17 protein-coding genes are annotated in these 15,453 nt (G+C 73.3%); 5 read left to right on the top strand and 12 right to left on the bottom strand.

Translation table 11 applies throughout. The annotated features are described in order from the left end of the window. The first annotated feature begins 1 nt into the window (after position 1). The 4 genes from OG352_RS36090 to murJ all read left to right on the top strand — a co-directional run bounded on the left by OG352_RS36090 (position 2) and on the right by murJ (position 3,794). Positions 2 to 1,138 (top strand): amidohydrolase family protein, encoded by a 1,137-nt coding sequence (locus OG352_RS36090; RefSeq protein WP_329222691.1) that lies wholly within the window; start codon positions 2 to 4, stop codon positions 1,136 to 1,138. 15 nt (positions 1,139 to 1,153) lie between these two features. Continuing rightward, on the top strand, positions 1,154 to 1,693 hold the full coding sequence (locus OG352_RS36085) for an NUDIX hydrolase family protein (RefSeq protein WP_329222690.1): 540 nt from the start codon (positions 1,154 to 1,156) through the stop codon (positions 1,691 to 1,693). Positions 1,694 to 1,698: 5 nt separating this feature from the next. Then, entirely contained in the window at positions 1,699 to 2,142 is a 444-nt protein-coding gene (locus tag OG352_RS36080; protein ID WP_329222689.1) for a (2Fe-2S) ferredoxin domain-containing protein, read from the top strand. An 83-nt stretch (positions 2,143 to 2,225) separates the two neighbouring features. Then, on the top strand, positions 2,226 to 3,794 hold the full coding sequence (gene murJ / locus OG352_RS36075) for a murein biosynthesis integral membrane protein MurJ (protein WP_329224090.1): 1,569 nt from the start codon (positions 2,226 to 2,228) through the stop codon (positions 3,792 to 3,794). On the opposite strand, the gene OG352_RS36070 is transcribed toward murJ, so the two are convergent. The 10 genes from OG352_RS36070 to OG352_RS36025 all read right to left on the bottom strand — a co-directional run bounded on the left by OG352_RS36070 (position 3,715) and on the right by OG352_RS36025 (position 12,001). Continuing rightward, a complete protein-coding gene (locus tag OG352_RS36070; RefSeq protein ID WP_329222688.1) occupies positions 3,715 to 4,539 on the bottom strand; it encodes a sigma-70 family RNA polymerase sigma factor in 825 nt (274 codons plus the stop codon). The genes murJ and OG352_RS36070 overlap by 80 nt on opposite strands. A 286-nt stretch (positions 4,540 to 4,825) precedes the next feature. Further along, positions 4,826 to 5,860, bottom strand: coding sequence for an ACP S-malonyltransferase (locus OG352_RS36065; protein ID WP_329222687.1), 1,035 nt, complete (start codon positions 5,858 to 5,860; stop codon positions 4,826 to 4,828). Beyond that, positions 5,829 to 6,047, bottom strand: a complete 219-nt coding sequence (locus OG352_RS36060) for a hypothetical protein (protein WP_329222686.1) — start codon at positions 6,045 to 6,047, stop codon at positions 5,829 to 5,831. Before OG352_RS36060 ends, OG352_RS36065 begins: the two co-directional genes overlap by 32 nt. A gap of 20 nt (positions 6,048 to 6,067) precedes the next feature. Beyond that, positions 6,068 to 6,811 (bottom strand): alpha/beta hydrolase, encoded by a 744-nt coding sequence (locus OG352_RS36055; protein WP_329222684.1) that lies wholly within the window; start codon positions 6,809 to 6,811, stop codon positions 6,068 to 6,070. Next, positions 6,808 to 8,193 (bottom strand): beta-ketoacyl-[acyl-carrier-protein] synthase family protein, encoded by a 1,386-nt coding sequence (locus OG352_RS36050; protein ID WP_329222682.1) that lies wholly within the window; start codon positions 8,191 to 8,193, stop codon positions 6,808 to 6,810. Before OG352_RS36050 ends, OG352_RS36055 begins: the two co-directional genes overlap by 4 nt. Then, positions 8,190 to 9,518, bottom strand: coding sequence for a beta-ketoacyl synthase N-terminal-like domain-containing protein (locus OG352_RS36045; protein WP_329222680.1), 1,329 nt, complete (start codon positions 9,516 to 9,518; stop codon positions 8,190 to 8,192). Before OG352_RS36045 ends, OG352_RS36050 begins: the two co-directional genes overlap by 4 nt. Beyond that, positions 9,508 to 10,314 (bottom strand): SDR family NAD(P)-dependent oxidoreductase, encoded by an 807-nt coding sequence (locus OG352_RS36040; protein WP_329222678.1) that lies wholly within the window; start codon positions 10,312 to 10,314, stop codon positions 9,508 to 9,510. The genes OG352_RS36045 and OG352_RS36040 overlap by 11 nt, the downstream gene beginning before the upstream one ends. Continuing rightward, complete coding sequence (locus OG352_RS36035; RefSeq protein WP_329222676.1) at positions 10,314 to 10,811, bottom strand: MaoC family dehydratase; 498 nt, start codon at positions 10,809 to 10,811, stop codon at positions 10,314 to 10,316. Before OG352_RS36035 ends, OG352_RS36040 begins: the two co-directional genes overlap by 1 nt. A 61-nt stretch (positions 10,812 to 10,872) precedes the next feature. Further along, positions 10,873 to 11,724, bottom strand: a complete 852-nt coding sequence (locus tag OG352_RS36030) for a 3-oxoacyl-ACP reductase family protein (protein WP_329222674.1) — start codon at positions 11,722 to 11,724, stop codon at positions 10,873 to 10,875. A gap of 7 nt (positions 11,725 to 11,731) precedes the next feature. Beyond that, the gene (locus OG352_RS36025) at positions 11,732 to 12,001 is read right to left on the bottom strand and encodes a phosphopantetheine-binding protein (RefSeq protein WP_329222673.1); all 270 of its coding nucleotides are present in this window, start codon (positions 11,999 to 12,001) and stop codon (positions 11,732 to 11,734) included. 566 nt (positions 12,002 to 12,567) lie between these two features. Here OG352_RS36025 and OG352_RS36020 point away from each other — a divergent pair. Next, the gene (locus OG352_RS36020; protein ID WP_329222672.1) at positions 12,568 to 13,179 is read left to right on the top strand and encodes a helix-turn-helix domain-containing protein; all 612 of its coding nucleotides are present in this window, start codon (positions 12,568 to 12,570) and stop codon (positions 13,177 to 13,179) included. Between the two features lie 326 nt (positions 13,180 to 13,505). Here OG352_RS36020 and OG352_RS36015 read toward each other — a convergent pair whose 3' ends face one another. Then, the gene (locus OG352_RS36015; RefSeq protein ID WP_329222670.1) at positions 13,506 to 14,822 is read right to left on the bottom strand and encodes an alpha-amylase family glycosyl hydrolase; all 1,317 of its coding nucleotides are present in this window, start codon (positions 14,820 to 14,822) and stop codon (positions 13,506 to 13,508) included. Positions 14,823 to 14,835: 13 nt separating this feature from the next. Beyond that, on the bottom strand, positions 14,836 to 15,420 hold the full coding sequence (locus tag OG352_RS36010; RefSeq protein ID WP_329222668.1) for a MarR family winged helix-turn-helix transcriptional regulator: 585 nt from the start codon (positions 15,418 to 15,420) through the stop codon (positions 14,836 to 14,838). Positions 15,421 to 15,453 lie beyond the last annotated feature (33 nt).

The following is a 15,453-nucleotide window of genomic DNA, read 5'->3' as shown; positions in this document are numbered from 1 at the left end:
GATGCCCGGCGGACCGGTCCACGAGGCGCTCGCCGAACTGGAGCTGGTGGACCACCACTGCCACGGCGTCGTCACCGGCCCGCTGGACCGGCCGGGCTTCGAGGCGCTGCTCACCGAGGGCGACCCGTGGCCCGGCGTCTCGACCTTCGACACCCCGGTGGGCGTGGCCGTACGCCGCCACTGCGCGCCCCTGCTCGACCTGGAGCGGCACGCGCCGCCCGACGTCTACCTGGCCCGCCGCGCCGAACTGGGCCCGGAGGAGGTCAACCGGCGGTTCCTCGCCGCGGCCCGGACCGGCGTGTTCTGCGTCGACACCGGGTTCGCCCCGCAGCGCGTCACCACGCCCGCCGAGCTGGCCAAGGCCGCCGGCCGGGCGGTCGCCCACGAGGTCGTGCGGCTGGAGTCCGTCGCGGAGGCGGTGGCCGCGCGGGGCGTCGAGGCCGACGGGTACGCCGACGCGTTCCGGGCGGCCGCGCTGGACGCGGTACGGCGGCCGGGGGTGGTCGCGGTGAAGTCGGTGGCCGCGTACCGCACCGGCTTCGGCCTGGACCCGGCCCGGCCCCCGGACGCCGACGTCACCCGGGCCGCCCGGCGCTGGCTGGCGCGCGGCGGACGGCTGGCGGAACCGGTGCTGGTCCGGCATCTGCTGTGGACCGCCGTCGACCTGGGACTGCCGCTGCAACTGCACACCGGCTTCGGCGACAACGACATCCGGCTCCACCGCGTGGATCCGACCCGTCTGACGGACTGGCTGCACCTGACGGCGGGCACGATCCCGGTGCTGTTCCTGCACTGCTGGCCCTACCAGCGGCAGGCCGCCTATCTGGCCGCGGTGTTCGAGCAGGTGTACCTGGATGTGGGGCTCACCCTGCATCATGTGGGTCCGACGCGAGCGCGGGCGGTCCTGGAGGAGGCGCTGGAGATCACACCGTTCCGCAAACTGCTGTACAGCTCCGACGCCTATGGTGTGGCCGAGTTCTACGGGCTCGGCGCGCTGGCGTTCCGCCGGGGGCTGGGGGATCTCCTCCAGGACCGGGTGGACGCCGACGAACTGGGCCTGCCCGACGCGCTGCGCCTGGCACGCTGGGCCGGAGCGGACAACGCCCGCCGGGTCTACCGGCTTCCCGACGGACACTGAAAGTATGATCAAAGAATGTCTGACTTGACCGAAACAACGCCGGGTTGGCTGAGCTCCGACGAGCTCGAGATGGCGCGCGCCCGTATGCCGATCCTGTACGTCGAGGCCGTGCCCGTGCGCGTCGACGACAGCGGCGAAGTCACCAGCATCGGCCTCCTGCTGCGGATCGGACCGGACGGCAATGTCAACCGCACCCTGGTCTCCGGCCGGGTCCTGCACCACGAGCGCGTCCGGGACGCCCTGCTGCGCCACCTGGAGAAGGACCTCGGCCCGGTGGCGCTGCCCCGGGTGCCGACCTCGCTCCAGCCGTTCACGGTGGCCGAGTACTTCCCGACGCACGGCATGACCCCGTACCACGACCCCCGGCAGCACGCGGTGTCGCTGGCCTACATCGTGCCGGTGACCGGCGACTGCCGCCCCCGGCAGGACGCGCTGGACCTGGTGTGGTTCAGCCCGGAGGAGGCCGCGTCGCCGGCGGTACAGAGCGAGATGCCGGGCGGGCACGGGTTCCTGCTCCGGCAGGCCCTGGCCCACGTGGGCCTCTCGGCCTCCTGACCGGCATGGTTCCCGCTCAGCGACCACCCGCCCAGCGAGCACTGATCGGAGCCGCGGGAAGCCGCCCCTGCACCCTGGTGGTGTGCAGGGGCTGCTGCTGCGGCGACGTGCGCAAACACCCCGGCTTCGACCACGCCTGGCAACTGGAACGGCTGCGCGCCGCCGCGGCCGCTTCGGGCGGCGGCTTCCAGGTCCGTACGACGGACTGCCTCGGCCCCTGCGACCAGGCGAACGTCATCGTCGTCCAGCCCTCGGCCACCGGCCGCCGGGCGGGCGGCCGGGCCACCTGGGTCGGCTTCGCCATGGACGACGACTGCACCGAGGAGATCCTGACCTGGGCGGCGGCGGGCGGCCCCGGCCTGGCCACACCGCCGGTGACCCTGGAACTCCAGTTCATCAAGCCGCCAACTCCCGCCCGCAAGGGCCGGGTTGGGACCCGCCGATCTTGATGTCGTAGGTTGGCCCGATGGGGGCGACGACAGAAGAGCGAGTAGGGAAGCGTTCCGGCGGGGCGGCGCGGTCGTCGGTACTGATGGCGCTGGGCACGGTGGTGTCCCGGGCCACGGGCCTGATCCGGCAGGTGCTCCAGGCGGCGGCCCTGGGCACCGGCCTGCTGGCCACCACGTACAACACGGCGAACACCGTGCCGACCAGCCTGTACACCCTGCTCATAGGCGGCGCGCTGAACGCCGTGCTGGTGCCGCAGCTGGTACGGGCGCGGGCCACCCACCCGGACGGCGGCCGGGCCTACGAGCAGCGGCTCGTCACCCTGGTCGTGTCCGTCCTCGCCGTGGGCACCGTGCTGGCGGTGTGGGCGGCCCCGCAGATCGTATCGGTGTACCTGCGCGACACCCCGGACAACCACGACGCGTACCGCCTCACCGTGGTCTTCGCGCGCTTCCTGCTCCCGCAGATCTTCTTCTACGGCCTGTTCAACATCTACGGCCAAGTCCTCAACGCCCGCGAGCGGTTCGGCGCGATGATGTGGACGCCGGTCCTCAACAACGTCGTCCTGCTGGGCATGTTCGGCGTCTATCTCGGCCTGATGACCGTGCCGACGCAGGTCGCGGACATCACCGACGCCCAGGTGCGCCTGCTGGGAGTCGGGACGACCGTGGGCATCGCGGTGCAGGCCCTCGCGCTGGTCCCGTTCGCGCGGGCCGCCGGGTTCCGTTTCCGCCCGCGGTTCGACTGGCGCGGCTCGGGCCTGGGTTCCGGTGTCCACGCCGCCAAGTGGACCCTGCTGCTGGTGCTGACGAACCTGGTGTCGCTGACGGTGGTCACCAACTACGCGAACGCGGTCGACCAGAGACTGCCTACCTCCGGCGCGGGCTACACGGCGTACACGTACGCGCAGACCATCTGGATGCTGCCGCAGTCGGTGGTCACCGTCTCCCTGGTGACGGCGCTGCTGCCCCGGATGAGCCGTGCCGTGGCCGAGGGGCGGATCGCGGACGTGCGCGCGGACCTGTCGCGCGGGCTGCGGGTGAGCGGGGTCGTGATCGTCCCGGCCGCGTTCCTGTTCCTGGCGCTCGGTCCGCACCTCTCCACGCTCCTGTTCGCGCACGGCGCGGCCGACGCGGCCTCGGCGCAGCCGCTCGGGCACATGCTCCAGGCGTTCGGGCTCGGCCTGATCCCGTTCTCCGCGCAGTACGTGTTGCTGCGCGGCTTCTACGCCTTCGAGGACACCCGCACCCCGTTCTTCATGGCGGTCTGGATCGCGGCGGTCAACATCGTCCTGGCCACCGCCTGCCATCTGCTGCTGCCCGACCGCTGGGCGGTCACCGGTATGGCCGGGGCCTACACCGTGTCCTACCTGGCCGGACTCGCCCTCACCGCACGGCTCCTGCGCAGACGGACCGGCGGCCGGCTGGACGACGGCGCGCTGCGGCGCACGTACACGAAGCTGACCGCCGCGGCGGGCCTGGCCGCCCTCTTGGGCTGGGCGGCCGACCGGGCCTGCGCGGCCACGCTCGGCGACGGCACCCTGCCGACGGCGACGGCCCTGGCGGCCGGCATCCTCACCCTCGGCCTGGTCTACCTCGGCCTGGCCCGGCTGATGAAGATCGACGAGCTACGGGGCCTGCGGGGCCCGCGCTGACCGACTCCCCTCCCGCGTCCTCTCCCCCGTCCTCTCCCGCCTCGGCGAGCAGGGCGGCCAGGGTGGCGCGGGCGCGGGCCACGCGTGAGCGGACGGTGCCGACCGGGACGCCGCTCACCGCGGCCGCCTCCGCGTAGGGCAGGCCCAGCATCTGGGTCAGCACGAACGCCTCCCGCCGGTCCTCGGGCAGCGCGGCCAGCAGATCCCGCAGGACGACACCGTCGTCGAAGCCGGGCAGCCCGCGCGGCTGGGCCAGTTCGACGGCGGTCTGCCAGTCGGCCGCGTCCGACAGACGCGGCCGGGCGGCGGCGGACCGGTGACTGTCCATCACCGCCCGGCGTGCGATGGACAGCAGCCACGTCCGCGCCGAGGAACGCCCCTCGAACCGGTGCAGACCGCTGAGCGCCCGCAGGAACGTGTCCTGCGCCAGATCGTCCGCCGCCTGCGGATCGGCGCTGAGATGGGCGACGTACCGCACCACGTCCCGGTGCAGGGCGCGCACGAACCCTTCCACGGCCACCGCGTCCCCGCCGCGTGCTGCCAGCGCCAGCGCGGTCGTCGACGCGTCGGCCGCTGCCGCCTTACCGACCCGCTTCGCGCGTCCCGCGCCGTGCGGCGCCCGGTGCCTCTCGGCCTTGACGCTGTCCTGCGACCTGCGGTGCCTGTCGGCCTTGTCGTGCCCTGCATCCCCTGTGTGCCCTGTGTGCCCTGTGTGCCCTGCGTGCCCTGCGTGCCCTGCGGTCATGGCGCCTGATCCTGGCAGCGGGGTCGCGCATGTCTCGCGAGGTTGGGCGAATCCACAGGCTGCGTGCCCGACTCACAGCGGGGTACGAGGTGAGAGCACCGCGCGCGGCCGTACGCGGTGCGATGGTTCCACGGTCCGCCCGTCGGACAGACCCCGGCGCAGAAGGCCGCCAAGGCGGCACGTGGCCGGCAGCCGAAGAAGAGGCCCGGCATGGCGCGGCGCGAGGCGATCAAGCAGGCGGGCCGCGAAGAAGAAGGCCCCGGGCAGACTCGGGTGGCGGGCCCGGTCAGGCTGCGTCCGCCGGCCACCAGTCGGATACCAGGGCCGCCAACTGGTCCGGGGTGGCGACCGAACGGACTGGCACCTCCGGGGGCAGCAGGCGGCGGGCGAGTCCGCTGAGCGTGCTGCCGGGACCGAGTTCGGCCAGCCGCAGCGGGCCCCGGGCCACCGCGGCGAGGGTGCGCATCGAGCCCGCCCAGCGCACTGGCATGACCAGGTGCCGCAGCATCAGGTCCCGCCAGCGTTCGGGGTCGCTCCGGTGAGCGCGGGCGTCTACGTTGGCGATCACCGGGCAGTGCGCGGGGTGCAGCGCGACGGCGGAGACAGCGGCGGCGAGGCGGGGGCGTGCCGCCGCCATCAGCGGGGTGTGGAAGGCCCCGCCGACCGGGATGCGGACCGCCCGCGTGCCCGCCGCCTCCGCCTCCTCGGCCAGCGCGGCGACGGCGTCGGCGGTGCCGGAGACCACGACCTGGGCGGGGCCGTTGAGGTTGGCGACCCAGATCTGCGCCTCGGCACCGGCCCGCAGCCGGGCGGCGAGCCGCTCGGCGTGGGCGGCGACACCGGGTCCGACCAGCACGGCCATGGTTCCGGGCACCCGGCGGGCCGCCTCCGCCATAGCGGCGCCGCGTTCGGAGACCAGCCGGCCGGCGTCCTCCAGGGTGAGCACCCCGGCGGCGGTCAGCGCGGCGAACTCGCCCAGGCTGTGCCCGGCGCACACGGCCGGCCGGGCACCGCCGACGGCCGTGTCGAGCGCGTCGAGGATCACCATCTCCAGGGTGAACGTGGCGATCTGGGCGTTGTCCGTCCGGGTCAGTTCGGCGGCGTCGGCGTGCAGCAGCAGCCGGCCGAGGTCGCGGTCGCAGGCCTCGGACAGCTGGTCGACCACCTTCCAGTGCGCGGTGTCCCGCCACGGCTCGCCCATCCCGGGCCGCTGGGCACCCTGGCCGGGGAAGAGGAGGGCGGTCGCGGGGACCACCGCCCCCGGCACCGGCACCCGCCCGGATACAGGATCAGCCGTGGTCGACGGCTTGGTCGACGGCATGGCCGACGGCATCGTTGAAATCGGTGCGGACAATCTCGACAACCTTCCAGTCCTTGTCGTCTCCGGTACGGACGTCCCGCGGTACAGCGATCGTCGCCGTGTACGGGCCGTCCGACGCTGGTCGCGGCAGCGTCCACTCCCCCGGTACGCCGTACGCCGGGCCCGTCGTGAAGGTCGTGACCGTCATGAAGCCGGAAGCGGTCACTGTCAGTCCAGTCCGGGCCGGCGGCTCGGGGGGAGACGGGGCGGGCCCGGGACGTGTGGTACGGGGGTGTCGAGGGCTTTGGTGAGGAAGGCCGGCAGTGAGGCCCGTACCCCCGCGAAGGGTTCGTGGCCGTCGGCGTAGCGCTGCCAGGTCACCGGGTGGCCCCAGGAGCGGAGGAGGTCGCGCAGGCTCTCGCCGCTGCTCTCCGGGACGACCCAGTCCCGCGCCCCGTGCCCGATCCACACCGGGAGCCCGGCGTTGGCCGGGTGCGGGCGCCCTCCGTCGAGCAGTGCGGGCAGGTCGGGGGGCAGGTAGGGGGCGTACAGGGCGGCGCCCGCCAGGGGCTCGGGGTGGGACAGCGCGAGGGTGAGGGCGACGGTGGCGCCCTGGGAGAAGCCGGCGAGCAGGACCCGGTCCGCGCCGATCCGCTCGGCCTCCCCGGTGAGCAGGGCGGCGAGCGGGCGGCGTACCGCGTGCAGGCCCTCGGTGTCGATACGGTCGATCGCCAGCACGCTCTGGGGGAACCAGCAGGTCACCGGGAGTCCGGTGAGGAGGCTGGGCGCGGTGACGGGCGCTCGCGGGAAGACCCCGCGCACGCCCGCCTCCGCGAGCCGCAGCCGGCCGGCCACCTCGGCCAGGTCGCCGGGGACCTGGCCGATGCCGTGCAGCCACACCACGGTGGCGAGGTGGCGCCCGGCCGGTTCGATCTCCTCGTGGTCCAGCCGGTCCACGGCCGCGGCGCTCATGCCGGCTGGGGCTCGTGCGACGGTGCCTGCCCGGGCGCCGGGCGGGGCGTCGCGGGCCGGCGGAACAGCATCGACGCGTACTGGCCGCCGAAGCCGAAGGAGTTCTTCAGCACCGCGGCGACCGGGCGCCGTACCGGGGTGAGCGAGGTCTTGACCCCGCACGCCGGGTCGGGTTCCGTGCAGGTCACCACCGGCGGTACGACGCCCCGGCACAGGGTCAGCGCGGCGACCGCGGTCTCCACCACGCCGGAGGCCGCCGAGCCGTGCCCGGTGAGCGACTTGACGGCGCAGACGTCGATCTCGGCCATGCGCTCGCCGAACACCTGGTGCAGGGCGCGGGCCTCGGTGACGTCGTTGAGGCGGGTGGAGGTGCCGTGCGCGTTGACCGAGTCGACGTCGTCGGGCTCCGCCCCGGCCTCGGCGAGGGCGGTGTGCATGACCCGTTCGATCATCTCGACCCGGGGCGCGGTCATATGGGCGGTGTCCACGGCGAGGCCCCAGCCGCCGATCACGGCGTGCGGACGGGTCATGCCGCGCCGGGCGGCGTGCGCGGCGGTCTCCAGGACGAGGGCGCCCGCCGACTCGTTGATGACCATGCCGGTACGGCGCTTGTCGAACGGCATGGACGCCTGCCCCGGGTCGCCCTTCCAGCGGGACAGCGCCATCAACTGCCCGTACTGGGAGAGCACATAGGGGGTGTTACGGGACACGGCGGCTGAGACGACCGCGTACTCGGCACGGCCCGAGCGAAGCAGCCGGGCCGCCTCGGCGATGGCGCGCAGGCCGCCGGAGCAGGTGGCCTCCAGCCGGACCGGGAGGACGGCGGTGCCGAGGCGTTCGGCGATCTCGCGGGGGAAGGCGGACAGGTCCTGGGTCTCCAGGGAGAGACGCCTGCCGCGGAGGCGTTCGAGAATGCCGACGGCGTCGTTGCCGACGGCGTCGTAGCGGTCGGCGAGGTCCGCCATATGGGTGACGTAGTCCTGGGGGAAGGAGCCGGTGGGGCCGGGCCAGACCCGGGCGTAGACCAGGGCTGCCGGGCCGTCGGCGGGCGGCCGGCCGGCGAAGTCGGCGTCGGCGAGGGCCTGTTCGACGCAGGCGTGCATCAGGGTGTCGCCCCAGGAGCGGTCGAGGGCGCCGTGCCCGGCCCGGACCTTGTCCTTGACGTCGTCCGGGATGAGTCCGGCGGTCCAGCCGCAGGGCAGGCCCCGGGTGTCCATCCGTTCCTCCAGGACGATCCCGGAGCGGCCCTCCAGGTTGGCCGACCAGAAGGTCTCGACGTCGCCGCCGATGGGGGTGACCACGCCCAGGCCGGTGATGACGATGTCGTCGGGACGGTCCAGGGGATCCTCGGTGCCGGGGTTCTCGTGACTCGGGAAACTCATGCGGGTGCCTCTCCCTCTGCTTCTGCGGTGCCTGTCCCGTCGGTGCCGGCCACCGCCGCGATCAGCGCCGCCCCCGCCGCCGCCGCGCCGCGCCCCTGGTTGAAGGCGGTGAGCAGGACGGTCGTACCGTCCCCCAGCGGGCGGGGTCCGCCGAGGACCGGGTCGAGCGCGCCCAGTGCCGGGTCGGGGCGGTCGAGCAGGCCGACCGGGGGGAGTTCGCGGCGGGCCAGGCTCTCCACCGCGAGGGCGGTGTCGAGGAGCGCCGCGCACTCGAACGCGTTGCCGATGGTGCCCTTGGAGCCGGTGACCGGCAGGGTGCCGGCCCGTGTGGTGACCGTACGGGCCTCGACGGCGTCCAGGGTGCGGGAGCCGGCGCCGTGCGCCCACCAGGCGTCGGGCGGCGGGGCGTCGGCGAGGACCGCGTCGACCGCGTACTCGGACGCGCTCTGCGGGTCGCGGGCGGCCAGCACCTCGCAGCCGAGGAACCGGGCGAGCGGTACGCCCCGTGCCCGGTCGGCGCGTTCCAGCAGCACGGCGGCGGCGCCCTGGCCGGGGAGGGTGCCGGCGCGGCCGGTGCCGAAGGGGCCGGCACCGGCGGTGGCGCGGGTGCCGAACGCCTCGTGAGCGTCGAAGGCGGCCAGTGAGGTCGTGGACAGCGGGCCGGCCACGCCGACCACCAGGACCCGGTCGAGTTCGCCGTCCTCCAGCAGCCGTACCGCGAGGGCGAGCGCGCCGGTGCCGCCCGCGGCGGACTCGCCGTAGGCGGCGACGTTGGAGCCGCGGAAGCCGCTGGCGAGGCAGACGAACTGGCCGAGCTGGGAGGGGATGCCGCGGATGTAGGAGTAGTCGGGGACCTCGTCATGGAGGAACTTGGCGAGCGGGCGGGGGTCGTCGCGGAAGCGGGAGGCGAGCCGGGGCATGACCTCACTGAGTTCGTCGCCGCTGCTGCCGACGGCCATCACGGTGCCGCCGCGCACGTCCTCGGTGTCCCCCGTGATCCCGGCCTGTTCCAGCGCCTGCCCGGCCACCGCGACGGCCCAACGGGCGGACTGATTGGCGTACTTGCCCGCGTTGGCCCAGACGGTGCCCTGCGGCCAGCCGATCTCGGAGGTGTCGACGGCGGCCGTCGGCCAGGGCAGCGCGGGGGCCGGCCCGTCGTGGTCACCGGTGCCGAAGAAGGTCTTGCCGGCCGCCATCGCCTCCCACAGACGGGCCGCGCCGAGGCCCGCCGGGGAGATCACTCCGGTGCCGGTGACGACGATCCCGGCGGAGGCGTCGTAGGGGGTACGGCCCGGGGCGTCGTCCGGGCCGCGGTCACTCGGCACGCCGGCCTCCACCGCTGATGCCGCCCCACAGGCGGTAGCCGCCGTCGACGGTGATGGTCTGCCCGGCGACCCAGTCGGCCTCCGGCAGGCAGAGCAGGGCGACCACGTCACCGCTGTTCTCCGGGGTGGTCATCCTGTCGCCGTCCCACGGGGACACCGACAGTTCCTTCTTGACGCCGTGCGCGAAGTCGGGGCGCACCTTGAACACGCCGGTCTGCACCAGGCCGGGGCGGACGCAGTTGGCGACGATTCCGTAGGGGGCGAGTTCGTAGGAGAGGTAGTCGGTCAGGGACTCCAGGCCCGCCTTGGCGGCGGCGAACAGGCCGGCCCGGGGGATGATGCGGGTGGTGGTGGAGTTGGTGATGGTGATGAAGCGGGCGCCGGGGCGGTTCTTCATCAGCGGCAGCGCGTACTTGGCGAGCAGCCAGGTGGCACGGGAGTTGGTGTCCTGCACGAACTGCCAGTCGCCGAGGGTGGCGTCCTCCAGCCGGCTGAACTTGGTGGCGGCGGCGTTCTGGATCAGGATGTGCAGGTCGTCGTGGACGGCGCCGATCTCGTCGATCAGGTTCTGGATCTGCGCGGGGTCGCTGAGGTCGGCGCGGTGCAGCGACACCTCGGTGCCCTGGTCGGCGAGTTCGGCGGCGAGCTCCTTCGCCGGGCCCTCCCGGTCGACGTAGTTGATCGCGAGGGTGGCGCCCCAGGAAGCGAGCTTGCGGCTGATGCCCTCGCCGATGCCGCGCGAGCCGCCGGTGACCAGGGCCACCTTGCCCTTGAGCGGCTGGTACTGACTGTCCATCACTGAGCCCTTCCGGTCGGGATTGCGGTCGGCGTCGCCGCCTCGGCCGCGGGAACGGCGGCGTGGCGCAGCAGCACCACGCTCATCCGTCCGATGGCGTAGGTCCGGTCGTGTTCGTCGAAGACCCGGCGGGTGGTGTCGATCAGGCCGAGCCGGTCGTCGATCGGGGTGGCCCGGTCGGTGGCGGTGGTGAACCAGAACGGGGTGTCGGGGTAGAGCGGCCGTACGAAGTCCCAGCCCATCCGCCGCATCCCGACGATCGCGGCGGGCGAGCCGTGCTGGACCACCCAGCCGGAGGTGATCGAGTGGATGAATCCGCCGGGCACGATGCGCCGCCGGCGGTCGGTGCCGTGCGCGAACGAGTCGCTGTCGTGCACGGGGTGCTTCTCGCCCATCAGGTCCAGCAGTTGATCGAGCAGCGCCTCGTCGAACACCACGGGTCCGAACCGCCGTACGGGCGCCTGCGCCAGGTCCTCCCAGTACTTCACGGCCCCCACAGCCGCCTCCTCTCCCTCATCGCTCTCATCGCTCTCATCGCCTCCGGCGCCTTCGTGGGCCTCATCGGCGTGGGCGGCGGCCGGTGCCGGGGCTGCGCATGACCATGCGTCCGCCGTCGACGGTGAAGGTCTGGCCCTGGATGTAGTCGGCCTCGTCGCCGGCGAGGAAGGCGACCAGTCCGCTGATGTCCTCGGGCAGTCCCCAGCGGGTGCCGTCCCCGTCGGAGCCGAGCTTGTCGGCGACGGCCGAGGTCATCTCGGTACGGACCTTGCCGGGCGCCACGCAGTTGACGCGGATGCCCTTGCGGCCGACCTCGACCGCGAGGGCGCGGGTGAGCGACTCGATACCGCCCTTGGACGCGGCGTAGGCGCTCTGGCCGGGGCCCGGGGTGCGGGCCGAGTTGGAGGAGATGTTGATGATGCGTCCCCAGCCCTGGTCGAGCATGACGGGCAGGACCTCGCGGCTGGTGAGGAACGGGCCGGTGAGGTTGGTCCGCAGCACGTTCTCCCAACGGGCGGTACGGGTCACCACGAGCAGTTGGTCGTCGATGACGGCGGCGTTGTTGACGAGGACGTGCAGTGCGCCCTCCTGTGCGGTGACCCGTTCCACCAGGTCCGCCACGTCGGCCTCGACGCCGACGTCGGCCTGGTGCAGGACCGCCCGGCCGCCGGACTCCTCGATCTCCTTGACGACCCGCAGTCCGGCGTCCCGCGCGCTGCGGCACACCAGGTGCACGGTGAGGCCGTCGGCGGCGAGGCGGTGGGCGATGGCGGCGCCGATCCCGCGCGAGCCGCCGGTGACCAGCGCGACCCGGGGGGTCGTGGGTGCCCCGGCGCCGGCCGCCCCGGCCGGGGCGGCCCCCGGCACGGCGGCCCCGGTCGCGCTGGCCCCCTTCGCGGCGGCTTCGGGCACGGCCGCCTCAGGCATGGTTGCCGGCCGCGACGGCGGCGGCGATGGAGGCGACGCTGCGGCGGTGGTCGTCGGCCTCGGCGTTCCAGCTGTCGAGGTCGAATTCGGCGCCGAACTGGCGGTTGATACGCCGGGAGAGCTGGAGCAGGTCGAGGGAGTCGAGGCCCAGGTCCTCGACGACGGACTGGTCGGCGGTGACAGCCTGGTCGGCGATCCCCGGCTTGACCTCCTTTATCAGCTCGATGATCTCGTCGAGGGTGGCGTGGGAAGCGGTCGTCATCGAAGAACTCCTTCGTGGATGGGCGCGGCCCGCCTCGATGAGGGGGCACTGTCGACCCGGCCAGATCGGCCGGCTCACCCATGCCAACAGAGCGCGGAATGCGGCGGCAAGCCGCGTCGGATGCCGGGCGCCGGACACCTTCCGGGGCGTCCGAGTCAGCTACCGGAAAAAGAAACTGGTCGATCGACGGAATTGGTTTCTCCACTTCCCGGACGGATTGAAACAAGGGGTCGCCAGGCGCAGCCGCAAGAGGGTTTGCCGGTAAAGCTGAGTAAAGTCTTCTTGACCCCTCAACGGACCCGTCCATAAGGTTGTCCAGGAAAGTCAATTCCGGTACGTAAGTGATCCGTAAGCAATCCGAGCGGTCCATAACCGGCCCCGGCCCCTGACCGATCCCAGCAGTCCCTGTCCGATCGACGAGCGGCCCGAGCGATCCATGCGCGATCCGTCCGCGCCGTGAGCTTGCGTGTCTGCACTCCTCGGGCGCCTGCACGGCGCCGGTGAATCGTCGAAACGCCGCACATCCAGCCGCACGTCCAAGGGTCTTGCCGTCCAGAGGAGCAGTGGTGGTTCGCTTGCGAGAAGCCGTGCCGTCGTCCGCGCGGTACGAGGAACTGGCGCAGTGGCTCCGCGCGCTGAGGCAGCGCGCGGGGCTGACGTACCGGCAGATGTCGGAGCTGACGGAGCGGCCACGGGTCGTCGGGCCCGCCTGTTCGGCGGTCACCCTGTGCCGGGCCGACAGCGGGGCGGCCCTGCCGCGCCAGCAGGTGGTGGAGACGTATGCGCAGGTCTGCGGCGCGACCCGGCGGGAGGCGCGGCTGCGCTGGGAACGAGCGGCGGTGGGCGCCGAGTCCGCGGCCGGCGGTCCGCAGCCCCCGGCGGCCCCCCGGGCGGGGCGCCGACTGGAACTCGTCTACCACCCGGCCCACCTGCTGGAGGCGATGCACCGGGTGCGGCTGGCGGCGGGTCAGCCCTCGCTGCGGGAAATGCAGAGACGGGCGCGCGAACTGGGTGCCGGCCCGTTGCCGCGAAGCACGGTCGCGGACGTGCTGGCCGGTTTGCGGATGCCGTCGGAGGAACTGCTGGTCGCCTTCGTCCGGGCCTGCGGACAGCACGGCCAGCATGTCGTCCAGTGGCGGCGGGCCTGGGCGCGGGCGGTGAACGCGGAACCGGGTTGAGGGGCGGGACGCGCCGCGCCGCCCCCGGGCACGGGAAATTCCGTACGAACGGCCGTCGCTTTTGACGCATCGACCGACGCATCGGCCGACGCATCGGCCGACGAATCAATCAGCGGATCGGCGGCGACACAAGCGCGATTGTCGCGCCGAAATAACCGAAGAGGAAACCGGCCGATCCCGTCGGTCATGTCACCTACCGCCCCCGACCTGCCATCCCCTTTCCCTCACTGCTTCTTCCCTCACTGCTTCTTCCCTCACTGCTTCGCCATCGGAAATCAACGGGTGGTGCCGGGCGTCGGGTGATCACCTTTTCGACGCCGTCCGGGTCAGTCCGGCGCCACCGCCGAGGCGGCGACCGACCAGCCGAGCGGGGGCAGTACGGCCGTACCGCTGCCCGGCTCGATGACGGTGTCGCCGGCCGCGTGCGCCCAGGGGGCGGCCGGGACCCCCGCGGTGACCGGCGCGGTGCCGAAGTTGAGGGCGACGGCGACGGCGGAGCCCCCCGCCGGGTCGACGGCGGTGTAGGAGAGCGCCGCGTTGCCCAGGGTGTGGACCCGAGTGTGGGCGCGCACCAGCCAGGGGTGGCGGCGGCGCAACCCGATCAGCGCCTGGTGCAGCCGCTGGACGTCGAGCCCCTCCTCCTCCAGCCCGGCGGGATCCGCGGGGAAGGCGGGCCGGATCGCGTCGTCGCCGCCCACCCGGTCCTCCTTGACGGCGCGCATCGCCCGTTCGTCCCCCGCGTACACCGACGGGACACCGCCGAGGGTGAACAGCAGCGTGAGCGCGTGCGCGAGGTGGCGTGGTTCGCGCAGCCGGCTGGCGACACGGGTGACGTCGTGGTTGCCGACGAAGGTCTGGGGAGCGAAGACGTCGAGGAAGGCGTTGTGGCGTTTGAGGGCCCAGGCCAGTTCGTGCGGGTTGGTGTCGTTGAGGGAGCTCCAGACCGCCTTCCACAGTTCGTACTGGGTGACGGTGTCGAGGCCGCCCTCGGTGACATACGCGGTGTAGTCGCCGTGGATGACCTCGCCGCTGAACCAGGCGCCCGGATGGCTTCGCCGGACCCGGTCGGTGACGGCGCGCCAGAAGGGGCGTGGCACGGCGTACGCGGCGTCGAGGCGCCAGCCGGCGATCCCCCGGTCCAGCCAGTGCTCCATGACGGAGACGACGTGGTCGGCGACCGCCGGGGCGGCGTGGTTGAGGGCGACCAGGTGGCGGTGGCCCTCGAACACCTTGTATTCGTCGCCCTCCGGGACGAACCAGTCGGCGTACGGGGACCGGGCGCCGTGGGCCGTGACATCGGCGAACGGCCCGAAGGACCGGCCGACATGGTTGAACACGCCGTCCAGCAGGACCCGTACGCCGCGCTCGCCGGCCCGCTCGACCAGCTTGGTCAGATCGTCCTCGGTGCCGAGGCGGGGGTCGATCCGGAAGTGGTCCACTGTGTCGTAACCGTGGGTCTCGGCGGCGAACACCGGGCCCAGCGCGAGCCCGTTGCAGCCGAGGGACACCAGGTGGTCCAGCCAGCCGGTGAGTGCCGGGAGCCGGTGGACCGGGACGGAGCCGGAGGACAGGGCGGCGCGCTCGGCGCCGAGGAAGCCCAGGGGATAGACCTGCCACCAGATGGCGTGATCGGACCAGGACACGGGTGCCCCTTCGTCAGGGTGAAGGTGAGGGCGGGGGTGAGGGCCAGGGTGAAGATCGGGGTGTGGGTGGGGGTGAAGATCGGGGTGCGGGTGAGGGTGAAGATCGGGGTGCGGGTCGGGGTGCGGGGGCGGGCAGTTCGGCCGGGGAGTCGGCGAGCCGCCGGAACAGGCGGGCGGCGAGCAGCAGCACCTGGCGTTCGGTCTCGGTGAGGTCGGCGAGGGCCACGTCGAGCCAGGCGTCGCGCCGCGCCATGTCCTCGGCGAGGGCGTCCCTGCCGGTCTCCGTCAGCTCCAGCACCCGCTGCCGGCCGTCGTGTTCGTCCCGGGCACGGCTGATCAGCCCGTCCCGTTCGAGTTCGGCGAAGACCCGGGTGAGGGACTGCGGCTGCTGGTGATCGGCCGCCGCCAGGGCCCCGGCGGACATCGGCCCGCCTCGCCGCAGATGCGCGAGGACGCTGCTCTTGTTGAGGCTCAGCCCCTCCGCCGGCCGCTCGGCGCTGAGCCGGCGCGCGAGCCGCACGACCCCCTGCCGGATCTCGGCGGACTCTCGGCCGCCGGCCGCTCCAGGGGTGCCGCCCACGCCACCCGTGTCCCCCACCCGAGGGGTTTCCTCGGCCTCCTCCCCGGCTCC

Origin of the sequence: Streptomyces sp. NBC_01485, from assembly GCF_036227125.1 — a bacterium.
In the GTDB taxonomy this organism is placed as follows: Bacteria; Actinomycetota; Actinomycetes; order Streptomycetales; family Streptomycetaceae; genus Streptomyces.
Note: the sequence above shows the minus strand (reverse complement) of the source record. Positions and strands in the feature narration are given on the sequence as shown.

Coding starts and splice junctions, on each gene's coding strand:
- OG352_RS36040 (WP_329222678.1), bottom strand. CDS start 10,314: ATGGACAGTCAGTACCAGCCGCTCAAGGGCAAGGTGGCCCTGGTCACC.
- OG352_RS36085 (WP_329222690.1), top strand. CDS start 1,154: ATGTCTGACTTGACCGAAACAACGCCGGGTTGGCTGAGCTCCGACGAG.
- OG352_RS36025 (WP_329222673.1), bottom strand. CDS start 12,001: ATGACGACCGCTTCCCACGCCACCCTCGACGAGATCATCGAGCTGATA.
- OG352_RS36065 (WP_329222687.1), bottom strand. CDS start 5,860: ATGCCGTCGACCAAGCCGTCGACCACGGCTGATCCTGTATCCGGGCGG.
- OG352_RS36055 (WP_329222684.1), bottom strand. CDS start 6,811: ATGAGCGCCGCGGCCGTGGACCGGCTGGACCACGAGGAGATCGAACCG.
- OG352_RS36050 (WP_329222682.1), bottom strand. CDS start 8,193: ATGAGTTTCCCGAGTCACGAGAACCCCGGCACCGAGGATCCCCTGGAC.
- OG352_RS36080 (WP_329222689.1), top strand. CDS start 1,699: ATGGTTCCCGCTCAGCGACCACCCGCCCAGCGAGCACTGATCGGAGCC.
- OG352_RS36070 (WP_329222688.1), bottom strand. CDS start 4,539: ATGACCGCAGGGCACGCAGGGCACGCAGGGCACACAGGGCACACAGGG.
- OG352_RS36090 (WP_329222691.1), top strand. CDS start 2: ATGCCCGGCGGACCGGTCCACGAGGCGCTCGCCGAACTGGAGCTGGTG.
- OG352_RS36060 (WP_329222686.1), bottom strand. CDS start 6,047: ATGACGGTCACGACCTTCACGACGGGCCCGGCGTACGGCGTACCGGGG.
- murJ (WP_329224090.1), top strand. CDS start 2,226: ATGGCGCTGGGCACGGTGGTGTCCCGGGCCACGGGCCTGATCCGGCAG.